21 protein-coding genes are annotated in these 19,942 nt (G+C 73.8%); 15 read left to right on the top strand and 6 right to left on the bottom strand.

Features of this window, described 5'->3' with window-relative positions; all coding sequences use genetic code 11:
* Nucleotides 1-50: 50 nt before the first annotated feature.
* The 3 genes from EV386_RS17600 (at nucleotide 51) to EV386_RS17610 (ending at nucleotide 2,614) form a co-directional block, all read left to right on the top strand.
* The gene (locus tag EV386_RS17600; RefSeq protein WP_130416563.1) at nucleotides 51-1,055 is read left to right on the top strand and encodes a DNA-directed RNA polymerase subunit alpha; all 1,005 of its coding nucleotides are present in this window, start codon (nucleotides 51-53) and stop codon (nucleotides 1,053-1,055) included.
* Nucleotides 1,056-1,146: 91 nt separating this feature from the next.
* On the top strand, nucleotides 1,147-1,698 hold the full coding sequence (gene rplQ / locus EV386_RS17605; RefSeq protein WP_130416564.1) for a 50S ribosomal protein L17: 552 nt from the start codon (nucleotides 1,147-1,149) through the stop codon (nucleotides 1,696-1,698).
* 112 nt (nucleotides 1,699-1,810) lie between these two features.
* Entirely contained in the window at nucleotides 1,811-2,614 is an 804-nt protein-coding gene (locus EV386_RS17610) for an alpha/beta fold hydrolase (protein ID WP_165399991.1), read from the top strand.
* On the opposite strand, the gene EV386_RS17615 is transcribed toward EV386_RS17610, so the two are convergent.
* Nucleotides 2,541-3,308, bottom strand: coding sequence for an ROK family protein (locus EV386_RS17615; RefSeq protein ID WP_130416565.1), 768 nt, complete (start codon nucleotides 3,306-3,308; stop codon nucleotides 2,541-2,543). The genes EV386_RS17610 and EV386_RS17615 overlap by 74 nt on opposite strands.
* 54 nt (nucleotides 3,309-3,362) lie before the next feature.
* On the opposite strand from EV386_RS17615, the gene truA reads away from it, so the two are divergent.
* Nucleotides 3,363-4,250, top strand: a complete 888-nt coding sequence (gene truA, locus EV386_RS17620; RefSeq protein WP_130417024.1) for a tRNA pseudouridine(38-40) synthase TruA — start codon at nucleotides 3,363-3,365, stop codon at nucleotides 4,248-4,250.
* Nucleotides 4,251-4,455: 205 nt separating this feature from the next.
* Here the strand turns inward: truA and EV386_RS17625 are convergent, their stop codons facing one another.
* Nucleotides 4,456-4,872, bottom strand: coding sequence for a DUF5709 domain-containing protein (locus EV386_RS17625; RefSeq protein WP_130416566.1), 417 nt, complete (start codon nucleotides 4,870-4,872; stop codon nucleotides 4,456-4,458).
* Between the two features lie 180 nt (nucleotides 4,873-5,052).
* Here EV386_RS17625 and EV386_RS17630 point away from each other — a divergent pair, with 180 nt between their 5' ends.
* The 6 genes from EV386_RS17630 (at nucleotide 5,053) to EV386_RS17655 (ending at nucleotide 9,930) form a co-directional block, all read left to right on the top strand.
* Nucleotides 5,053-5,625, top strand: coding sequence for a DUF937 domain-containing protein (locus EV386_RS17630; protein ID WP_130416567.1), 573 nt, complete (start codon nucleotides 5,053-5,055; stop codon nucleotides 5,623-5,625).
* Nucleotides 5,626-5,898: 273 nt separating this feature from the next.
* Nucleotides 5,899-6,348, top strand: a complete 450-nt coding sequence (gene rplM / locus EV386_RS17635) for a 50S ribosomal protein L13 (RefSeq protein ID WP_130416568.1) — start codon at nucleotides 5,899-5,901, stop codon at nucleotides 6,346-6,348.
* A 35-nt stretch (nucleotides 6,349-6,383) separates the two neighbouring features.
* Nucleotides 6,384-6,878, top strand: a complete 495-nt coding sequence (gene rpsI / locus EV386_RS17640) for a 30S ribosomal protein S9 (protein WP_130416569.1) — start codon at nucleotides 6,384-6,386, stop codon at nucleotides 6,876-6,878.
* Between the two features lie 146 nt (nucleotides 6,879-7,024).
* Nucleotides 7,025-8,389 (top strand): phosphoglucosamine mutase, encoded by a 1,365-nt coding sequence (gene glmM, locus EV386_RS17645; protein ID WP_130416570.1) that lies wholly within the window; start codon nucleotides 7,025-7,027, stop codon nucleotides 8,387-8,389.
* Nucleotides 8,386-9,054 (top strand): peptide deformylase, encoded by a 669-nt coding sequence (locus EV386_RS17650; protein ID WP_130416571.1) that lies wholly within the window; start codon nucleotides 8,386-8,388, stop codon nucleotides 9,052-9,054. The genes glmM and EV386_RS17650 overlap by 4 nt, the downstream gene beginning before the upstream one ends.
* 156 nt (nucleotides 9,055-9,210) lie before the next feature.
* Entirely contained in the window at nucleotides 9,211-9,930 is a 720-nt protein-coding gene (locus EV386_RS17655; protein WP_165400040.1) for a DedA family protein, read from the top strand.
* Here the strand turns inward: EV386_RS17655 and coaA are convergent.
* Nucleotides 9,878-10,822 (bottom strand): type I pantothenate kinase, encoded by a 945-nt coding sequence (gene coaA / locus EV386_RS17660; protein WP_130417026.1) that lies wholly within the window; start codon nucleotides 10,820-10,822, stop codon nucleotides 9,878-9,880. The two genes, EV386_RS17655 and coaA, sit on opposite strands and share 53 nt — an antisense overlap.
* 135 nt (nucleotides 10,823-10,957) lie before the next feature.
* Between coaA and glmS the strand changes: the two genes are divergently transcribed.
* Nucleotides 10,958-12,853, top strand: coding sequence for a glutamine--fructose-6-phosphate transaminase (isomerizing) (gene glmS / locus EV386_RS17665; protein WP_130416573.1), 1,896 nt, complete (start codon nucleotides 10,958-10,960; stop codon nucleotides 12,851-12,853).
* A gap of 13 nt (nucleotides 12,854-12,866) precedes the next feature.
* Nucleotides 12,867-13,217, top strand: a complete 351-nt coding sequence (locus tag EV386_RS17670) for a holo-ACP synthase (RefSeq protein WP_130416574.1) — start codon at nucleotides 12,867-12,869, stop codon at nucleotides 13,215-13,217.
* 56 nt (nucleotides 13,218-13,273) lie between these two features.
* Here the strand turns inward: EV386_RS17670 and EV386_RS17675 are convergent, their stop codons facing one another.
* Nucleotides 13,274-14,302, bottom strand: a complete 1,029-nt coding sequence (locus EV386_RS17675) for a TIGR03560 family F420-dependent LLM class oxidoreductase (protein WP_130416575.1) — start codon at nucleotides 14,300-14,302, stop codon at nucleotides 13,274-13,276.
* 126 nt (nucleotides 14,303-14,428) lie between these two features.
* Between EV386_RS17675 and EV386_RS17680 the strand changes: the two genes are divergently transcribed.
* On the top strand, nucleotides 14,429-16,126 hold the full coding sequence (locus EV386_RS17680) for a bifunctional ADP-dependent NAD(P)H-hydrate dehydratase/NAD(P)H-hydrate epimerase (protein WP_130416576.1): 1,698 nt from the start codon (nucleotides 14,429-14,431) through the stop codon (nucleotides 16,124-16,126).
* 7 nt (nucleotides 16,127-16,133) lie between these two features.
* Here the strand turns inward: EV386_RS17680 and EV386_RS17685 are convergent, their stop codons facing one another.
* The gene (locus EV386_RS17685; protein WP_130416577.1) at nucleotides 16,134-17,660 is read right to left on the bottom strand and encodes an MFS transporter; all 1,527 of its coding nucleotides are present in this window, start codon (nucleotides 17,658-17,660) and stop codon (nucleotides 16,134-16,136) included.
* 172 nt (nucleotides 17,661-17,832) lie between these two features.
* Between EV386_RS17685 and EV386_RS17690 the strand changes: the two genes are divergently transcribed.
* Complete coding sequence (locus EV386_RS17690) at nucleotides 17,833-18,462, top strand: TetR/AcrR family transcriptional regulator (RefSeq protein ID WP_130416578.1); 630 nt, start codon at nucleotides 17,833-17,835, stop codon at nucleotides 18,460-18,462.
* 7 nt (nucleotides 18,463-18,469) lie between these two features.
* On the opposite strand, the gene EV386_RS17695 is transcribed toward EV386_RS17690, so the two are convergent.
* Entirely contained in the window at nucleotides 18,470-18,970 is a 501-nt protein-coding gene (locus EV386_RS17695; protein WP_130416579.1) for a glutathione peroxidase, read from the bottom strand.
* Nucleotides 18,971-19,006: 36 nt separating this feature from the next.
* Between EV386_RS17695 and EV386_RS17700 the strand changes: the two genes are divergently transcribed.
* Entirely contained in the window at nucleotides 19,007-19,939 is a 933-nt protein-coding gene (locus EV386_RS17700) for a pseudouridine synthase (protein ID WP_130416580.1), read from the top strand.
* Nucleotides 19,940-19,942: the final 3 nt, after the last annotated feature.

Below are 19,942 nucleotides of genomic sequence, written 5' to 3' on the forward strand. Positions count from 1 at the left end.
GCTGATCGTGCTGCGTCATATAGCGGACGCACACCGAAAGGACAACCACAGTGCTGATCGCACAGCGCCCCACCCTGACCGAAGAGGTCATCTCGGAGCACCGCACCCGTTTTGCCATCGAGCCGCTGGAGCCGGGCTTCGGCTACACGCTCGGCAACTCGCTGCGCCGCACCCTGCTGTCGTCCATCCCGGGCGCGGCCGTCACCTCCATCCGCATCGACGGTGTGCTCCACGAGTTCACCACCGTGCCGGGGGTGAAGGAGGACGTCACCGAGATCATCCTCAACATCAAGAACCTCGTCGTCTCCTCGGAGAACGACGAGCCGGTCGTCATGTACCTGCGCAAGCAGGGCTCCGGGGCCGTCACCGCCGCCGACATCGTGCCGCCGGCGGGCGTCGAGGTGCACAACCCCGACCTGCACATCGCCACGCTCAACGACAAGGGCAAGCTTGAGATCGAGCTGACCGTCGAGCGCGGCCGTGGCTACGTCTCCGCCGCCCAGAACAAGTCGGTGGACGCCGAGATCGGCCGCATCCCGGTCGACTCGATCTACTCGCCGGTCCTCAAGGTGACCTACAAGGTCGAGGCCACCCGTGTGGAGCAGCGCACGGACTTCGACAAGCTGATCGTCGACGTCGAGACGAAGCCGGCCATCACGCCGCGCGACGCTCTCGCCTCCGCCGGCAAGACGCTCGTCGAGCTGTTCGGCCTGGCCCGCGAGCTGAACGTCGAGGCCGAGGGCATCGAGATCGGCCCGTCGCCGACGGACTCCGCGCTGGCCGCGGACCTGGCGCTGCCGATCGAGGAGCTCAACCTCACGATCCGTTCGTACAACTGCCTCAAGCGCGAGGGCATCCACCAGGTGGGTGAGCTCGTGGCGCGCAGCGAGGCCGACCTGCTCGACATCCGCAACTTCGGCGCGAAGTCGATCAACGAGGTCAAGGAGAAGCTGGCCGAGCTCGGCCTCGCGCTCAAGGACTCGCCGATCGACTTCGACCCGTCCGCCACGTTCTACGACGGCGACGACGCGGGCTACGACGAGCAGCCGTACTGACGACTCTTTCTGCGCGAGCGGCCTCCGCTAGCGCAGGCCCGTCGGCGTGGCTGCGGCCCGCGACGGGATACCCCTCAAGGAGAACCCGAAAATGCCTACCCCCACCAAGGGTCCGCGGCTCGGCGGTGGCCCGGCTCACGAGCGCCTGATCCTCGCGAACCTCGCCACGGCCCTCTTCGAGCACGGCCGCATCACCACCACCGTGACCAAGGCGAAGCGCGTCCAGCCGCTGGCCGAGCGTCTGATCACGTTCGCCAAGCGCGGCGACCTGCACGCCCGCCGTCGCGTCCTGACCGTGGTGCGCGACAAGGGCGTGGTGCACACGCTGTTCACCGAGATCGCCCCGGCCGTGGCCGAGCGCAACGGTGGCTACACGCGCGTCACCAAGATCGGCAACCGCAAGGGCGACAACGCCCCCATGGCCGTCATCGAGCTCGTGACCGAGCCCGTCAGCCCGAAGCAGGCCGTCGTCGCGGAGGCCGAGAAGGCCGCCAAGAAGGCCGCCCCCGTCGAGGAGCCCGTGGTCGCCGAGACCGCCGAGGCCCCCGCCGAGGCCGCCGTTGAGGCGGCGGTCGAGGAGACCGAGGCCGTCGTCGAGGCGACCGAGGCCGCCGAGTCCACCGAGGAGACGAAGGAGGCCTGAGCCTCCCTCTCATCGCGCAGAGCCCCGCACCCGTCTGGGTGCGGGGCTCTGTCGCGTCCGCACCCCGTGGCGTGGCACAGTGGCCAGACACCTTCCCGGCACGGAGCACGACATGAGGGTTCTGAGCGACGACGGCCGCACGCCCGTCGTCCTGGCGCACGGCGCACGCACCTCACACACCATGTGGCGCCGCCAGGTTGACGCGCTCGCCGCGGCCGGGATCCGGGCGGTCGCCGTCGACCTGCCCGGACACGGCGCCCGGCAGGGCGAGCGGTTCACGCTCGACGGCGCAGTCGACGCCGTCGCCCGTGCCGTCGACGACGTCGGCGGGCGCGCGCTGGTGGTCGGACTGTCGCTGGGCGGGTACGTCGCCGTCGAGCATCGGGCGCGGCGGCCGGAGCAGTCGGCCGGCCTCGTCGCGGCGTCGTGCAGCACACCCCCGCAGTCGCGGCTGCGTGAGGCCTGGCTCGTGGCCGCGCGACTGCTCGAGGCCAGCCCGGACCGTGGCGAGCGCCTCAACGACCTGCTGGTGGGCCTGACGCTCGACGCCGAGGCGGCGCGCGACGTCGCCGCGGGCGGCTACGCGCTGACCGTCATGGCCGACGTGCTGCGCGAGGTCGTCGCGAGCGACACCCTGACAGCCCTGGCCCGCGGCGTCAGCCCCGTATGGATCGTCAACGGCCGCTGGGACCACTTCCGCTCCCGGGAGCGGGCGATGCTCGCCGCGGCCCGCTCCGGCGGAGCCGGCGCCCGGCTGATCGTCGTGCCCCGCGCACGACACACCGTGAGCCTCGACGCGCCCGTCGCGTTCTCGCGGGTGCTGCTCGAGGCGGTCGCGGCCGTCAGCCCCAGGTCTCCAGCGGCAGCTCCCACGCGCGGGCCCCGCCCACGAGAGCCGCTGAGTTCGGCACGATGACGACGTCGTCGCCCAGGCGAGCGAGGGCGGCGGGCGTGATGCGGCGTGAGTTGCCGCCGCCCACGTAGAGCCGGTCCCACCAGAAGACCGGGCGTAGGCCCTCGACGACCGCCACGACGCGCCGCGACCACAGCCCGTCGCCCAGGCGCCGTCGCTCGGGCTCGCCGATGAACTCGTCGTAGGTGGCGCCGCGGCGCACGGGCGCCCGCGACCACTCCAGGTGCGGCGCCAGCCGGCCACCGTCGAACGTGGCCGAGCCGAGGCCGGTGCCGAGCGTGAGCACCAACTCCAGCCCCGAGCCCGCGATGACGCCCGCGCCGTGAACCTCGGCGTCGTTGAGCACCCTGGTCGGCACGCGCAGGCGGTCGGCCACGGCCGCGCGCATATCGAAGCTCGACCACGCCGCCACCAGGTCCGGCTCGACGCGCGAGCGCGGCCCTGAGCGGGTGACGTAGTGGGGCGTGTGCACGACGACGCCGTGGCGGATCATGCCGGGCATGCCGACGGTGGCGCGGTGGGCGCGCGGCAGCGAGTCGGCGATGCCCGCGATGGTCTCGACCAGCAGCGTCGGCGGGAGCGGGTACGGCGTCGGGACGCGCACCGGGGCCGCGTGCGCGGTCCCGGCCTCGTCGAGCACGGCGGCCTTGATGCCGCCGCCGCCACAGTCGACGGCGAGGGTGAGTGTCTCGGGCACGGTGCCATCATCGCCCGTGCGGGCCGCGCCGTCCGGGAGAATGGGGCGGTGAACGTGGACAGTGTGCGCGTGCGGCTCGACCTGGCCTACGACGGCACGGACTTCGCAGGTTGGGCGCGGCAGCCGAGACTGCGCACTGTGCAGGGCGCGATCGAGGATGGCCTGGAGCGCGTGCTGCGCCTGGGGCCGCTGGGCCTGCCCGCACCGCGCCTGACCGTCGCGGGGCGCACCGACGCGGGCGTGCACGCGCGCGGCCAGGTCGCACACGTCGACGTGCCCCTCCCGCGGTGGGACGCGCTGCCCGGACGCTCGGACCGCGAGCCCGGCGACGCGCTCGTCGCGCGGCTGGCCGGGGTGCTGCCGCGCGACGTCGTCGTCCACCGCGCGCGGCTCGCCCCCGTCGGCTTCGACGCGCGCTTCTCGGCGCTGTACCGCCGCTACGCCTTCCGCATCGCCGACGACGCCGCGCTGCGCGACCCGCTGCGGCGCGCGAACGTGCTGTGGCACCGCCGGGCGCTGGACGTCGCCGCGATGCACGAGGCCGTCCAGCCGTTGCGCGGCGTGCGCGACTTCGCCGCCTTCTGCAAACCGCGCCCCGGGGCGACCACCATCCGTGAGCTCAAAGAGCTCGACTGGGAGCGGCCCACCGACGGGCCGGACGCCGGACTCGTCGTCGCGCGCGTCGTGGCGGACGCGTTCTGCCACAACATGGTGCGCTCGCTCGTGGGGGCGTCGATCGCCGTGGGGGAGGGGCACAAGCCCGTCACCTGGCCCGCGCAGGTGCTCGCCTCGCGGCGGCGTGAGCTCAACGCGGCCGTCGTCGCCGCGCACGGCCTCGTGCTGGAGGAGGTCGTCTACCCGCCCGACGCCGACCTGGCCCAGCGCGCCGAGCGCGTGCGGGCGCTACGGATGGAGGAGGACGTCTGGGACGGCAAGGGGTAGGGCGGTGCTGCGCTCCGGCTCAGGGCACGGGGCCCGGTGGTCGCCCTGAGCCTGCGCTCCGCTGCGGGCGGATGCCTCGTTCCTCGGCCTCCACCCTGCGCTGCGCTCCGGCTCAGGGCACGGGGCCCGGTGGTCGCCCTGAGCCTGCGCTCCGCTGCGGGCGGATGCCTCGTTCCTCGGCCTCCACCCTCCGCTGCGCTCCGGCTCAGGGCTCCTCGACCCAGTGGACGGCGGCTTCTTCGGCGGAGGCGCCTGCGCCGTCGACGCCGGCGTCGGCGCCGTAGATGTCGTTGGAGCGTTGGCCGCCCGCGTCGTCGGGGTCGGCGTCGTCGTCCTCGACGAGGCGCCCGGCGCGGTTCGGGTCGGCGGGCGGGCGGCGCTCGTCGTCCCACCAGTCGGGCTCCTCGGCCGCGAGGCGCTGGTCGAGCGGCTCGGTGCGCGCCTGCTCCCACGCTGTCTCGCCCCAGTGGTTCGGCCGGTCGCGGTCAGGCGGCGAGACGCCCTCGTCGAGCGGGTCGTAGTCGCCGCGGTCGAACAGCGTGTCGCCGGCCGCGAGTTGGTCGCCGTCGCCCTCCGCCCCGGACTCGGGATTGGGGGCCGTCCCCGGAGTGTCGTCGCTCATGCGACCACGATGGTCCTCTCGCCGTGGCCGCGCAGCACGAGGGGCGCTTTTCGTGACCGTTCGGCCCACTCTGACTCTGGAAGAGCCGTGGTAAACGTTCCCGAGCGCACTGCGCGCCTCGGGGTTACCGTCGAATCAGGCGTGCCCTCCCGCGCACGCCCCGGACGACGGAGCCCCACGATGGCTGGACTGGACGACCTCCTCAAGGCACTGCCGCTCGACCAGCTCGCGGGCAGCCTCGGCGTCGACGCGGACACCGCGCAGTCGGCGGTCGGCGGACTGCTCCCCGCGATCTTCGGCGGACTGCAGGCGAATGCGGCCGACCCGGCGGGCGCCGCCTCGCTCGGCCAGGCCCTCGCCCAGCACAGCGGCGGGCTGGTCGACGGCGGCGTCAGCCTCGACGACGTCGACACCGACGACGGCGCGAAGATCGCCGCGCACATCTTCGGCTCGCAGCAGGACCAGGTGGTCGCGAAGGTCGCCGAGACGACCGGCGCCTCCAGCGGGCTGCTGCAAAAGCTCCTGCCCGCCCTGGCGCCCATCGCCATGTCGTTCCTGTCGAAGCAGTTGGCGTCCAAGGCGCAGGGATCGGCCGTGCCCGAGGCCACGGGGCAGGACGCCGGTGGGATCGGGGGCGTCCTGGGGTCGATCCTCGGCGGTGGCTCGGGCGGCTCGGGAGCCCAGGGCGGCGGGTTCGACATCGGCTCGATCCTCGGCGGGCTCGGCGGACTGCTGGGCGGCGGACGCCGCTGACCGCAGCATGGCCCCACGCGGGGCGCCTCCGCGTGCCACCGTGCGGGCCGTGACCGAACTCGCTTTGGCGATCGGTCGGGCGCCACGCTAGACTGGCCAGTCGTTGTGCTTAGTTCCGACGTCCCGCGAATCTCAGCGCGCCCACTCGCACCGAGTTCGCATGGCCTGGACGTCTTGTGCCGTTGACTCGGCAGGAGCCTCCCGCGCACAACGTGCTCTCATCGGGCGCCGCTTCTTGCCCGACGACTACCGAACACGAAAAGGTTACGAACCGTGCGTACGTACACCCCGAAGCCCGGCGAAGTTCAGCGCGACTGGTACGTCATCGACGCGACCGACGTCGTCCTGGGCCGCCTGGCGACTCATGTCGCCACTCTCCTGCGCGGGAAGCACAAGCCGACCTTCGCCCCGCACGTCGACGGCGGTGACTTCGTCATCGTCATCAACGCCGACAAGGTTGCCCTGTCCGGCAACAAGCGGGCCACGAAGCTGGCCTACCGCCACTCCGGTTACCCGGGTGGTCTGCGTTCCGTCGCCTACGGCGAGCTGCTGGAGAAGAACCCCGAGCGCGCCGTCGAGAAGGCCGTCCGCGGCATGCTGCCCAAGAGCTCGCTCGGCCGTCAGCAGCTCGGCAAGCTCAAGGTCTACCGCGGTGCGGAGCACCCGCACGCGGCCCAGCAGCCCCAGCCGTTCGAGATCACCCAGGTTTCGCAGCAGGCCTGAGCCGCTGCTGAAGACGACACCGAAGGAACCGCAAAGTGGCAGAGACCACCGTCGACACCATCGACACCGAGCTGGACGAGACGCCCAGCACCTACACGACCGAGACCGAGGCGCCCGTCGCCAACAGCGGTCAGTCCATCACCGCCCCGGGCCAGGCCCTGGGCCGCCGCAAGGAGGCCGTGGCGCGCGTGCGCCTCGTCCCCGGCACCGGCCAGTGGAAGATCAACGGCCGCACCCTGGAGGACTACTTCCCCAACAAGGTGCACCAGCAGCTGGTCAACTCCCCGCTGAAGCTGGTCGAGGTCGAGGGCCGTTTCGACGTCGTCGCCCGCATCACCGGCGGCGGCTCGTCGGGCCAGGCCGGCGCCCTGCGCCTGGGCATCGCCCGCGCGCTCAACGAGATCGACCGTGACGCCAACCGCGCCGCGCTGAAGAAGGCCGGGTTCCTGACTCGCGACGCCCGCGTCGTGGAGCGCAAGAAGGCCGGTCTCAAGAAGGCCCGCAAGGCCCCGCAGTACTCCAAGCGCTGATCCCACCCGATCGCGCTGCGCACGGCCCCGCCGGACACCGTCCGGCGGGGCCGTCGCCGTCTGGCCGCAGTTCGGCATACGGCCACCGCGCACAGCGGCCCGCCGCGGGTGTCTACCATCGTCAGGTCTGTCCGAGGAGGAAACACATGGCTCGTTTGTTCGGCACCGACGGGGTGCGAGGGCTCGCCAACCGCGACGTGACCGCGGAGCTCGCCCTCGCGCTCGGGAGCGCGGCCGCGCACGAGCTCGCGTCGGCGCCCCAAGCCCCCGGCCACCGCTCACGCGCCGTGCTGGGCCGCGACCCGCGCGCGTCGGGCGAGTTCCTGGGGGCGGGCGTCACCGCGGGGCTCGCGAGCGCGGGCGTCGACGTCATCGACCTGGGCGTGCTGCCGACGCCGGCGCTGGCGTACCTGGTCAGCGCGCTCGACTGCGACCTGGGCGTGATGATCTCGGCCTCGCACAACCCCATGCCGGACAACGGCATCAAGTTCTTCCAGCGCGGCGGCCTCAAGCTCGACGACGCGGTCGAGGACCGCATCGAGGCATGGATCACCGAGACGTGGGAGCTGCCCACGGGCGCCGGGGTGGGGCGCGTGCGCGTCGACAACGGCAGTGCCGTGGACCGCTACGTCGAGCACCTGGTCTCGAGCATCGGCACGACGGCGGACCACCGTCCGCTCGAGGGCCTGCGCATCGCCGTCGACGCCGCCAACGGCGCCGCGAGCGTCGTCGGGCCCGAGGCGCTGCGCCAGGCCGGCGCCGACGTCGTCGTGATGAACGCGAGCCCCGACGGGCGCAACATCAACGAGAAGGCCGGGTCCACGCACCCTGAGCAGCTGCAGGCCGTCGTCGTGGCCGCCGAGGCCGACTTCGGTGTGGCGTTCGACGGGGACGCCGACCGGTGCCTGGCCGTCGACCACGCCGGCGCGCTGGTGGACGGCGACCAGATCCTCGGCATCCTCGCGCGCGCCATGAAGGCCGAGCAGCGCCTGCCCAACGACACGCTCGTGGTGACCGTCATGAGCAACCTGGGCCTGCTGCTGGCCATGCGGGAGTCAGGCATCACCACGCTCCAGACGGGCGTCGGCGACCGGTACGTGCTGGAGGAGATGCGCGCCGGCGGGCACGGCATCGGCGGTGAGCAGTCGGGGCACATCATCCTCGCCGAGCACGCGACCACGGGCGACGGCGTCCTGACGGCGCTGCACCTGGCCGCCGAGGTCAAGCGCTCGGGCATGCGCCTGGCCGACCTCGCCGCGCTGATCCCGCGCCTGCCGCAGACCCTGGTCAACGTCAAGGGCGTCGACAAGGCGCGCGCGGCGAGCGACGAGGGCGTGCTGACCGCCGTGGCGGCCGCGGAGGCGCTGCTGGGCGAGACGGGGCGCGTGCTGCTGCGCCAGTCGGGCACCGAGCCGCTGGTGCGCGTCATGGTCGAGGCCGCGACGCAGCAGCAGGCCGACGGCGTCGCCGACTCGCTCGCGGCCGTCGTGCGTGAGCGGCTCGCGCTGTGAGCGCGGGCTTCACCGGGCCCGTCGACGTCACGCTGCGCGCGCACGTCGAGGGACTGCTCACCACGGCCGGCCCCGGCGGGGCGCTGCCCATCGTGCAGGCCGGCGAACCCGTGCTGCGCCAGCGTGCGGCAACCTACACGGGCCAGCTCGGCGACCTGCTCGTGCCGTTCGTCGAGGCCATGCGACGCACCATGTACGCGGCGCCCGGCGTCGGGTTGGCCGCGCCGCAGGTGGGCGTCGGCCTCGCCCTCGCCGTCGTCGAGGACCGCGGATCCGAGCAGGACCCGCGCGAGCGCACGCCGCTGCCGTTCCGTGTGCTGGTCAACCCCGACTACGCCCCCGCCGACGAGCCCGACGGCGGCGCCGCGCAGCGCGTGTCGTTCTTCGAGGGCTGTCTGTCGATCGACGGGTGGCACGCGCTCGTCCCGCGGCTGCGCCGCGTGCGCCTGACGGGGCAGGACGAGACGGGGGCGCCGATCGACGAGACGCTCGTCGGGTGGCCCGCGCGGATCATCCAGCACGAGACCGACCACCTGCGCGGCGAGCTGTACATCGACCACGCCGTGCCGCGCTCGTTCGCGAGCAACGCCAACCTGGTGCGCCTGTGGGGTGGGGCCGCCGACCCGGCGCCCGTCGCCGAGGCGCTGGGGTTCGAGATCCCCTGACCGTGGGGGTGGCGGCCGGGGTGAGGGCGGCGAGAACCAGGGTTCACCCAGGGGGATCCCCGGCGCGCAGCGGTCCGGCGCGCACCTAGGCTTGGCGCGGACGCCGCCCGAGACCCGGGCGGGCCGCCGAGGGAAGGGGACCCGCGCGTGGATCTCATGACGATCCTGAGCCAGGTCGAGGACTGGATCCTGGCGACATCCGGCGCCGGGTGGGTCTACCCGCTCATGTTCGCCCTCGCGCTCATCGACGGGTTCTTCCCACCTCTGCCGAGCGAGTCGGTCATCATCACGCTCGCCGTCGCCTCGGTCGCGACCGGATCGCCCTGGCTCGTGGGCGTGCTGGTCGCCGCGGTGCTCGGCGCCTGGTGCGGCGACCAGATCGCCTACCAGATCGGCCGGTCGATCGGCACCGAGCGCATCGCCATCCTGCGCACCCGCCGCGGCCGCTCCACCGTCGCGTGGGCGCGTCTGGCCCTGGCGCGCCGCGGCGCCGCGTTCATCATCGCCGCGCGGTACGTGCCGATCGGCCGCGTCGCCGTCAACATGACGGCGGGCGCCGTCGGGTACTCCCGACGGCGGTTCCTGGGCTACTCGGGCATCGCCGCCGTCGTATGGGGCGTGTACTCCGTCGCCGTGGGCCTGACCGCCGGCGCCTGGCTCCAGCACAACCCCCTGCTCGCCATGGCGGTCGGGATCGTCGCGGGCGTCCTGGTCGGCGTCCTGCTCGACCGGGTCGTGCGCGCCGTGCTACGCCGCCGCGGTGAGGCGGTCGACGAGATGGTCGGTGAGATGGTCGAGGGGAGCGACGACCAGCCCGCCGCCGTCACAGCTTGCGCAGCCGCACCCGCTGGAGCGAGTGGTCGCCGCCCTTGGTGAGCACCAGGGTGGCCCGCCCGCGCGTGGGCAGGATGTTCTGCTCCAGGTTGGGGGCGTTGATCGCCTCCCAGATCGACAGCGCGCGCGTCGTGGCCTGCTCGTCGGTGAGGTCGGCGTAGCGGCGAAAGTAGCTCTCCGGGCGCGAGAACGCCGTGCGGCGCAGGCGCAGGAACCGGTCCACGTACCACTGGCGGATGTTGCGCGTGCGCGCGTCGACGAAGATCGAGAAGTCGAAGAAGTCGCTCACCGCGACCGTGGAGTCCTCCGCGGCGCCGGGCCGGGCCGGCTGCAGCACGTTGAGCCCCTCGACGATCAGCACGTCGGGGCGGCGCACCACGACCTCCTCGCCCGGCACGATGTCGTAGGTGACGTGCGAGTAGACGGGCGCGCGCACCTCGTCCTGGCCGGCCTTGACGCGTGAGACGAACCGCACCAGGGCGCGGCGGTCGTACGACTCGGGAAAGCCCTTGCGCTCCATGAGGCCACGGCGGCGCAGCTCGGCGTTGGGGTAGAGGAAGCCGTCGGTCGTCACGAGCTCGACGCGAGGCGTCTCGGGCCAGCGCGCCATCATCTCGCGCAGGATGCGCGCCACGGTCGACTTGCCGACGGCGACCGAGCCCGCGACCCCGATGACGTAGGGCGTGCGGGGGGTGGCCTCGCGCAGGAACGTCGAGGTCGCCTGGTGCAGGCCCGCGGTCGCCGTCACGTACAGGTTGAGCAGACGCGACAGCGGGCGGTAGACCGCGTCGACCTCGGCCAGGTCGATCGGGTCGCCCAGCCCGCGCAGGCGGTGCACGTCGGCGTCCGTCAGGGGCAACGGCGTCGACTCGGACAGGCGGCCCCACGCCGCGCGGTCCAGGTCGACATACGGCGACGACGTCCGGCCGCCCAGCGGGAGCGGGAGGGCCGACGGCTCGGCGCGCGCGAGGGCGCCGTCGTCGGCGCGGTCGAACAGAACAGCCACGCCACGATTGTGCCGCACGCCCGGCGGCGTCCGAGGCGTGCGTCCGCCGATAGACTCGTGCGCATGTGTGGAATCGTCGGTTACGCGGGTCTGGGCCTGTCCGAGGGTGGGGCGGCCGGCTCCCCGGCCGCGACGCGGCACCCGCTCGAAGTGGCCCTGGAGGGCCTGCGCCGCCTGGAGTACCGCGGCTACGACTCGGCGGGCGTCGCCCTCGCCGGGCCGGGGCAGGCGCGCATCGCGTTCGCCAAGAAGTCGGGCAAGCTCGGCAACCTGGTCAGCGAGCTCGACGCGCACCCGCTGCCCGACGCGACCGCCGCCATCGGCCACACGCGCTGGGCCACCCACGGCGGCCCGACCGACGTCAACGCCCACCCGCACCTGGCCGACGGCGACAAGCTCGCCGTCATCCACAACGGCATCATCGAGAACTTCGCCCAGCTCAAGGCCGACCTGCTGCGTGACGGAGTCTTCTTCCGCAGCGAGACCGACACCGAGGTCGCCGCCGCGCTGCTCGCGCGCGAGTACGCCGCGACCGGCGACCTGACCGCCGCCATGGCCGCCACCGCGCGGCAGCTCGAGGGCACGTTCACCCTGCTGGCCGTGCACGCCGACGACCCGCTCACGGTGGTCGGCGCGCGCCACGACTCGCCGCTCGTCGTCGGGCTCGGCGACGGCGAGAACTTCCTCGGCTCCGACGTCGCCGCGTTCATCGCCTTCACCAAGGAGGCGCTCGAGCTCGGGCAGGACCAGATCGTCACGATCACCCCCACGTCGGTCGACGTGAGCGACTTCCACGGCAAGCCCGCCGAGGCCAAGCGGTTCACCGTCGACTGGGACGCCGCCGCGGCCGAGAAGAGCGGCTACGACTCCTTCATGGACAAGGAGATCCACGACCAGCCGCAGGCCGTGGCCGACACGCTGCTGGGCCGCACCGACCTGGACGGCAAGCTCACGCTCGACGAGATCCGCATCGACGAGGCGGTGCTGCGCTCGATCGACAAGATCATCGTCATCGCGTGCGGCACCGCGGCGTACGCGGGCCACGTGGCCAAGTACGCCGTCGAGCACTGGTGCCGCATCCCCGTCGAGGTCGAGCTCGCGCACGAGTTCCGCTACCGCGACCCCATCGTCAACGAGAAGACGCTCGTCGTGGCGATCTCGCAGTCGGGCGAGACCATGGACACGCTCATGGCCGTGCGCCACGCGCGCGAGCAGGGCGCCAAGGTGCTCTCGATCGTCAACACGCAGGGCTCGACCATCCCGCGCGAGTCCGACGCCGTGCTCTACACGCACGCCGGACCCGAGATCGCCGTCGCCTCGACCAAGGCGTTCCTCTCGCAGATCACCGCGGCCTACCTGCTGGGGCTCTACCTCGCGCAGCTGCGCGGCAACAAGTTCCCCGACGAGATCGCGGCCATGCTGGGCGAGCTGCGCGGGCTGCCCGCCAAGGTGCAGACCGTCATCGAGCGCGGCGAGTACGTGCGCGCCACCGCCCGGTCGATGAAGGACGCCACCTCGGTGCTGTTCCTCGGGCGCCACGTGGGCTTCCCGGTCGCCCTGGAGGGCGCGCTCAAGCTCAAGGAGCTCGCCTACATCCACGCCGAGGGCTTCGCCGCGGGTGAGCTCAAGCACGGCCCGATCGCGCTCATCGACGAGGGTCAGCCGGTGTTCGTCGTCGTGCCCTCGCCGCGCTCGCGTGACGGGCTGCACTCCAAGGTCGTCTCCAACATCCAGGAGATCCGCGCGCGCGGGGCGCGCACGCTCGTGATCGCCGAGGACGGCGACGACGAGGTGCGCAAGTACGCCGACGAGATCTTCTGGATCCCCGCCGTGCCGACGCTGCTGCAGCCGCTGCTCGCGGTGGTGCCGCTGCAGATCTTCGCGATGGCGCTCGCGACCGCCAAGGGGCTCGACGTCGACCAGCCGCGCAACCTGGCCAAGTCCGTCACGGTCGAGTGAGCCGGGCGGGCGCGTGATCGTGGGCGTGGGCGTCGACGTCGTCGACGTCGCGCGGTTCGTCGCGACGCTCGAACGCGCGCCGCGCCTGCGCGAGCGGTTGTTCACGCCCGCCGAGCGGGACCTGCCGCCGAACTCCTTGGCCGCGCGGTTCGCGGCCAAGGAGGCGATCGCCAAGGCGCTGGGGGCGCCCGGCGACCTGCGCTGGCAGGACTGCACCGTGCGCCGCACGGTGGGCGGCCCACCGCAGGTCGAGCTGCGCGGGACCGTCCTGGCCCGCGCTCAGGCCCTGGGCGTGACCCGCTGGCACGTCTCGATCAGCCACGACGCGGGCATCGCCTCGGCACTGGCCATCGCGGAGTCCTGACCGGCGCGCAGCCCTGACCGGCCCCGCCCCCCGCCCCGGGGAGGCGGGGCGCCGGGTCAGCGCAGGGTGGGGATGACCTCGTCGGCGAAGAGCGCGAGCTGGTCGCGGTCGCCCGCGGCGTTCGGGAAGTACGTGATCGCGTACTCCAGACCGGCCGCACGGAACGCGGTGAGCCGCTCGGCGACCTGCTCGGCGGTCCCGCGCAGCGGTGTCGTGCGCCAGCTGTCCAGCTCGGCGTCGGCCTTCTCGGGTGTGTGCGTGCGGTAGACCGACTCGAGCCACGCCTCCTTGTCGGCGATCTCCTGCGGGCTGCCGATGAGCACGTTGAAGTTGGCCGATCGGGTGATCTCGCCGAAGTCGCGCCCGATGTCGCGGCAGTGCGCCTCCAGCACGCGTGACTTGTGCTCGAAGGTCTCCAGGTCGCCGCCGAAGTTGGTGTACTGCGCGTACTTGGCCGCCGTCAGCAGCGTCTTGCGCTCGCCGCCGCCCGCGATCCACAGCGGGATCGAGGGCACGTCCAGCCCGTCGACGCGCACGGACTGCAGCGGCTGCGGGTGGCACAGCGCGCCGTCGACCCGGTAGCGCTGGCCTGCGAAGGCGCCCGAGGAGCCCGTGCGCCACATCCGCGCCATGATCTGCACGCCCTCGTCGAGCGCCGCGAGCCGCTCACCCGCGCGCGGGAAGCCGTACCCGTACGCGCGCCACTCGTGCTCGTACCAGCCCGCGCCGATGCCCATCTCGGTGCGCCCGCCCGAGATGGCGTCGACCGTGGCGGCGACCTTCGCGAGGTACGTCGGCTCGCGGTAGGCCATGCACGTGCACATCTGGCCGAGGCGTACGCGCTCCGACGACGCCGCGAAAGCCGCCATGAGCGTCCAGGCCTCGTGCGTGGCCTGGTCGGTGGGCGCCGGAACCGTGTGGAAGTGGTCGTACACCCACACTGAGGTCCACGCGTGCTCGCCGTCGGAGGCGGTCGCCGTGTCCGCGTGACGGACCAGGGAGCGCATGGTGTCCCAGTGGTCGGCGGGCGCCACCTCGGTCAGGTCGTGACGCCAGCCCTGGGGGATGAAGAGGCCGAATCGCATAGCGCCACGGTACTCGCCGGGTCGAATCGATGCGGCGCCCCGACCCGCGCCGTCGTTCGGGGCCAGGTGGGGCGCGGGCGCGCCGACCCCCTGCCGCCGCGGCGCGCGCCGTCCATGATGGGGTGCATGATCCAGGCCTGGTCCGCCGACGACGTCCGTGCCGCCGAGGAGCCGCTGCTGACCGCAGGGGTCGCGCTCATGCGCCAGGCCGCATTCGCGCTGGCCGTGATCGTGCGCCGGGACCTGGCCCGACGGCGGGCCGTGGCCGGGCCCGATGGCGAGCTGCGCGACGGTTCGGTCCGCGGCGCGCGGGTCGCGCTGCTCGTGGGCGCCGGCAACAACGGCGGCGACGCGCTGCACGCGGGGGCGTTCCTCGCCCGTCGCGGGCTCGCCGTGACCGCGTACCTCGCCGCGCCGCGCGTGCACGAGGGCGGGCTCGCGGCGCTGCTCGCCGCAGGAGGGCGCGCGGTGACCGTCGACGCCACCCCCACGGCTGGACCCGCAGGCGACTCGGCGACGAGCGTCCCCGAGGCCGCCACGGCGGCGGCCGGCGCGGACGTGATCGTCGACGGCCTGCTCGGGATCGGGGCGCGCGGTCCGATGCGCGGCACGGGCGCGACGCTGGTCGAGGCGTTGGCCGCCGCGCTGGCCGATGCGCCGAGCGACGGGTCGAACGACGGTCGGAACGACGGGCCGCACGCCGTGGAGGCGCCGCCGCGCCGCGCGCACGCGAGCGCGTCGGCCGCCGCGACCCGGCCGTGGGTCGTCGCGGTCGACGCACCCTCGGGCATCGGGATCGACGACGGGACGCTGCCCGGGCCCGTGCTGCCCGCCGACCGCACCGTCACGTTCGGCGCCGCCAAGCCCGGCCTGCTGCTGCCGCCCGCGACCCACGTGACCGGCGCGGGCGCCGTCATCGACATCGGCCTTGAGCTGCCGCCCCCCGGCCGTCCGGGGCAGGCCCCCGCCGTCGTGCGCCTCCAGGACGCCGACGTCGTCTGGCCCGTGCCCGGCCCCCACGACCACAAGTACACGCGCGGCGTCGTCGGCGTCGTGGCCGGCACCGCGACCTACCCGGGCGCGGCCCTGCTCACCGCGAGCGCCGCGGTCCAGGCCGGCGCCGGCATGGTGCGCTATCAGGGCCCCGCCGACGTGGGGCGCGCCGTCGTGGCGGCCCGACCCGAGGTGGTCACCGCGGGCGGTCGCGTGCAGGCGTGGGTGCTCGGCTCTGGCCTACCGGCGACGGGCGGCGACGACGGCCAGCGCGGGCGGGCACGCGCGGCGCTCGCGGCGGCGTCGGGCAGGCTCGCCGGCGCCCAGGAGCCCGTGCCCGCGGTGGTCGACGCCGGCGCCCTCGGGCTGCTCGACCACACGTGCCCGGCGTGGGTCGTGCTCACGCCGCACGCCGGTGAGCTCGCGGCGCTGCTCGTCGCGCGCGGCGAGGCGGTCGATCGGGCCCACGTCGAGGCCGAGCCGCTGCGCTGGGCGCGGCGCGCGCACGAGGCCACCGGCGCGACGGTGCTGCTCAAGGGCGGCGCGAGCGTCGTCGTCGGCCCGGGGGTCGTCTACGCGCAGGCGGACGCGCCCGGGTGGCTGGCGACGGCGGGCGCGGGCGACGTGCTCGCGGGGCTGTTGGGCGCGATGCTCGCCGCGCGCGCGCCCGAGATCGTGACCCACCCCGAGCGCGCGGCGCAGGTGGCGGCGGCCGCGGCGCTCGTGCACGGGCGGGCGGCCGAGCGCGCGAACCCGGGTGGTCCGATCACGGCGCTCGCGGTGGCCGACGCGATCCCGGGCGCCGTCGCGGCCCTGCTCGCGCAGCGATAGACCCTGCTCAGGCCGCCACGCGCACCTCGCCGGCGGCCGCCACCGCAGCCGTGGCGCCGTCCGTGGCCGCGCGACGGCGGAACAGCAGTCCGGTGAGCACGGCGCCCGCGGCGAAGATGAGCGCGGAGGCGCGGAACGCCGTCGTGTAGCTGTCGATCGCGGCCTGCGCGAGCACGCCGGGGGCGGGCGGGCTCGTGGTCGCGTGGGCGGCGACGAACGCGCTGGCGGCCGAGGTCGCGATGGTGTTGAGCACCGCGGTGCCCACGGCGCCGCCCACCTGCTGGCTCGTCGAGACGACGGCCGAGGCCACGCCCGCGTGCTCGCGGTCGACGCCGAGCGTCGCGGTCTGGATCGCGGCGGGCATCACCGTGCCCATGCCCGCGCCCATGATCATCAGGCCGGGCAGCACGTCGGCCGCGAACGTCGAGTCGAGGTCGATGCGGGTGAGCATGGCCAGCCCGACGGCGGCCAGGCCGAGGCCGATCGGCACCATGACCTTGGGCCCGAAGCGCGGCAGGAAGATGTTGGTGCACAGTTGCGCGCACGTGGCCAGCACGAGGATCTGCGGCAGGAACGCCAGGCCGGTCTGCCACGGGCTGTAGCCCAGTTGCGTCTGCATGTAGAAGGTGCCGAACAGGAACGCGCCGAACATGCCCGCCCCGGCCACGAGGATCGCGAGGAAGGCCGCGCCGCGGTTGCGGTCGAGCACGACGGGCAGCGGCAGCAGGGCGCGTGACCCGGCCTGACGCTGGCGCACGACGAAGGCGATCAGCAGGAGGCCCGAGGCGACCAGCGGCGCCCACGTCCACGGCGAGTCCCAGCCCTTCGGCTCGGCGCGCGAGAAGCCGTAGACCAGCGCGAACAGGCCCGCGCCTGCGAGCACGGCGCCGACGATGTCGAGCCGCTGCGCGCGCCCGCGCGTGGCGTGCAGGAACGTCAGCCCCCCGGCGACGGCGAGCGCGGCGAACACGAGGTTGATGTAGAGGGTCCAGCGCCAGTCGAGGTGTTCCGTGAGGAACCCGCCCAGCAGCAGTCCGATGGCGCCGCCGGCGCCCGCGAGCCCGCCGAAGACGCCGAAGGCGCGCGAGCGCTCCTTGGGGTCGACGAACGTGGTGGTCAGCACGGACAGCGCGGCGGGCGCGAGCACGGCGCCGAACGCGCCCTGGAGCGTCCGGGCGCCCACGAGCATGCCGAATGACTGTGACGCGCCGCCGAGCGCGGAGGCGCCCGCGAAGCCGACGAGCCCGATGATGAAGGTGGTGCGCCGCCCGATCAGGTCGGACAGGCGTCCGCCGAGCAGCAGCAGCGAGCCGAACGCGAGCGCGTAGGCCGTGACGACCCACTGGCGGTCGTTGTCGGAGAAGACGAGCTCGGCCTGCGCCGAGGGCATCGCGATGTTCACGACGGTGGCGTCGAGCACCACCATGAGCTGGGCGATCGCGACGGTGGCGAGGATCCACCAGCGCCGCGGGTCGTGGGCGGAGGCCACGGCCGGGGAGGCGGCGTCGGGCGCCGCGGGGGAGGGGGAGGGCATGGGGGACTCCTGCGGGGGCGGGCGGCGTCGTGGCGGCGTCGCTGAGCGCCACGGTAGGCGCCGCCGCGCCGATTACGGAACCCTTTAGTTCCGTAACCAGGACCCTGATCGCTCAGGGCAGAATGGACGGTGTCGGCGCCGCGTGGCGCCGCCCACGCGCGAGGAGGCGACGATGGCGAGCTCGGTGGCGGGAACCCCCCGGCGTCCCCGGGCCGCCCGCGCGGGCCGACCCCGTGACCTGACGCGCGACGCGGACATCCTCGAGGCCGCGCGCGCCGAGCTCGCCGCGCACGGGTACGAGCGCATGACCATGGCGGGCGTGGCCACGCGCGCCGGCGCCGGCAAAGCCACCGTCTACCGGCGCTGGCCGTCCAAGGCCGAGCTCGTCATCGACACCATCGCCTGCACCGCGCGCGCCGCACTGCGGCTTGAGGACGTGCCCGACACGGGATCGCTGCGCGGGGACCTCGACGCGCTGCGCGCGCTCAAGCACAAGGACGAGGGCGTCTGGGAGGCGCTGGCGGGCATCGCCGCCGAGCTGCAGCACTCGCCCGAGCTGGCCGCCGTCGCCAAGGAGCGCCTGGTGCGCCCGCGCGTGGCGGTGGTGCGCGGGCTGCTCGCGCGGGCGCAGGAGCGCGGCGAGCTCGCAGCGGGCCTCGACCTCGACCTGCTGGCACTGGTGCCGACCGCGATGCTCGCCTACCAACTGGTCATGGACCGCCAGGGCCTCGACGACGCGTTCCTGCGCTCGCTCACCGACGGCCTGCTGGTGCCCCTCGCCACGGGCGGGCGGGGGCGCTGAGCCGCCGTCAGCGCGGCAGGTGCTCCTCGATGACGCTCACGATCGACGGATCGTCGGGCACGGTCTTGGGCTCGAAGCGCCGCACCTGCCCGCCCGGCAGCACCAGGAACTTCTCGAAGTTCCACCGGACGCGCCCGTCGTGGCCGCCCGGGTCGGGAGTGCGCTTGAGCGTCTCGTACAGCGGCGCCGTGCGACGGCCGTTGACCCGGATGCGGTCCATGACGGGGAACGTCACGCCGTACGTCGTCGAGCAGAACTCGGCGATGGCCTCGTTCGAGCCGAGCTCCTGCAGGAACTGGTTCGACGGGAAGCCGACCACGGTGAACCCGCGCTCCGCGTACCGCTTGTGCAGATCCTCGAGCGCCGCGTACTGCGGCGTCAGGCCGCAGCGCGAGGCCACGTTGACCACCAGGACCACCTGGTCGCGATCGCCGTCCAGCACCTGAGCCAGCGACGTCGACGACCCGTCCATCCGTTTGAACGGGATGTCGTAGATGTCTGTCCCCATAGGTCCATCCTGCACCCGCGATGGGACGATGGGGCAGTGCCCCGTCCGCCGCTGCCCGTCCGTGACGGACTCAACCCCACCCGCCTCGTGCTCCCGCACGACGCCGCGTCGGTGGCGCGGTGGGGCACCGCCCTGGCCTACCTGCTCGACCGCTTCCCCCACGACGCCGCCCGCCTGCGCGAGAAGGTCGCCGCGGGCGAGGTGGTCACCGGCCGCGGCGCCGCCGTCGACCAGGCGACGGCCTACGAGCCGCGCGGACTGCTCTACCTGTACCGCGACCCGCCCGCCGACGAGCCGCGCGTGCCCGCGCTCGACGAGCTCGTGGTGCTGCACCGCGACGAGAGCCTGCTGGTGGTCGACAAGCCCCACCTGGTCGCGACCATGCCGCGCGGGCGCTGGGTCACCCAGACCGTGCTCGTCCACCTGCGCCGCACGCTCGACCTGCCCGAGCTCGCCCTGGCCCACCGCCTCGACCGGCCGACGGCGGGCGTGCTCGTGCTCACCGTGCGCGCGTCGGCGCGCGGCGCCTACCAGGGGCTCTTCCAGGAGCGGCGCGTGCGCAAGGTCTATGAGGCCGTCGCCCCGCTGCCCCCGGACGGCGTGACGCTCCCGACGACGGTGCGCTCGCGGATCGTCAAGCGCCGTGGCGTCGCGCCCGCGCAGGAGGAGCCGGGGAAGCCCAACGCGGAGTCGCGCGTCGAGCTGGTCGCGCGCGATGAGGCCCGTGGGCTCGGCCTGTACCGGCTGGAGCCGCACACCGGCAAGACCCACCAGCTCCGGCTGCACCTGGCGAGCCTCGGGATCCCGATCCTGAACGACCCGTTCTGGCCCGTGCTGCTGCCCGACGGCCAAGAGGACCCGGCCCGCCCGCTCCAGCTGCTGGCACGGTCGCTGCGCTTCGACGACCCGCTGACCGGTCAGCCGCGCGAGTTCGTCTCGCGGAGACGGCTCGCGCAGTGGCCGCGGTGAGAG

The sequence above is a fragment of the Xylanimonas ulmi genome, from assembly GCF_004216535.1.
In the GTDB taxonomy this organism is placed as follows: domain Bacteria; phylum Actinomycetota; class Actinomycetes; order Actinomycetales; family Cellulomonadaceae; genus Xylanimonas; species Xylanimonas ulmi.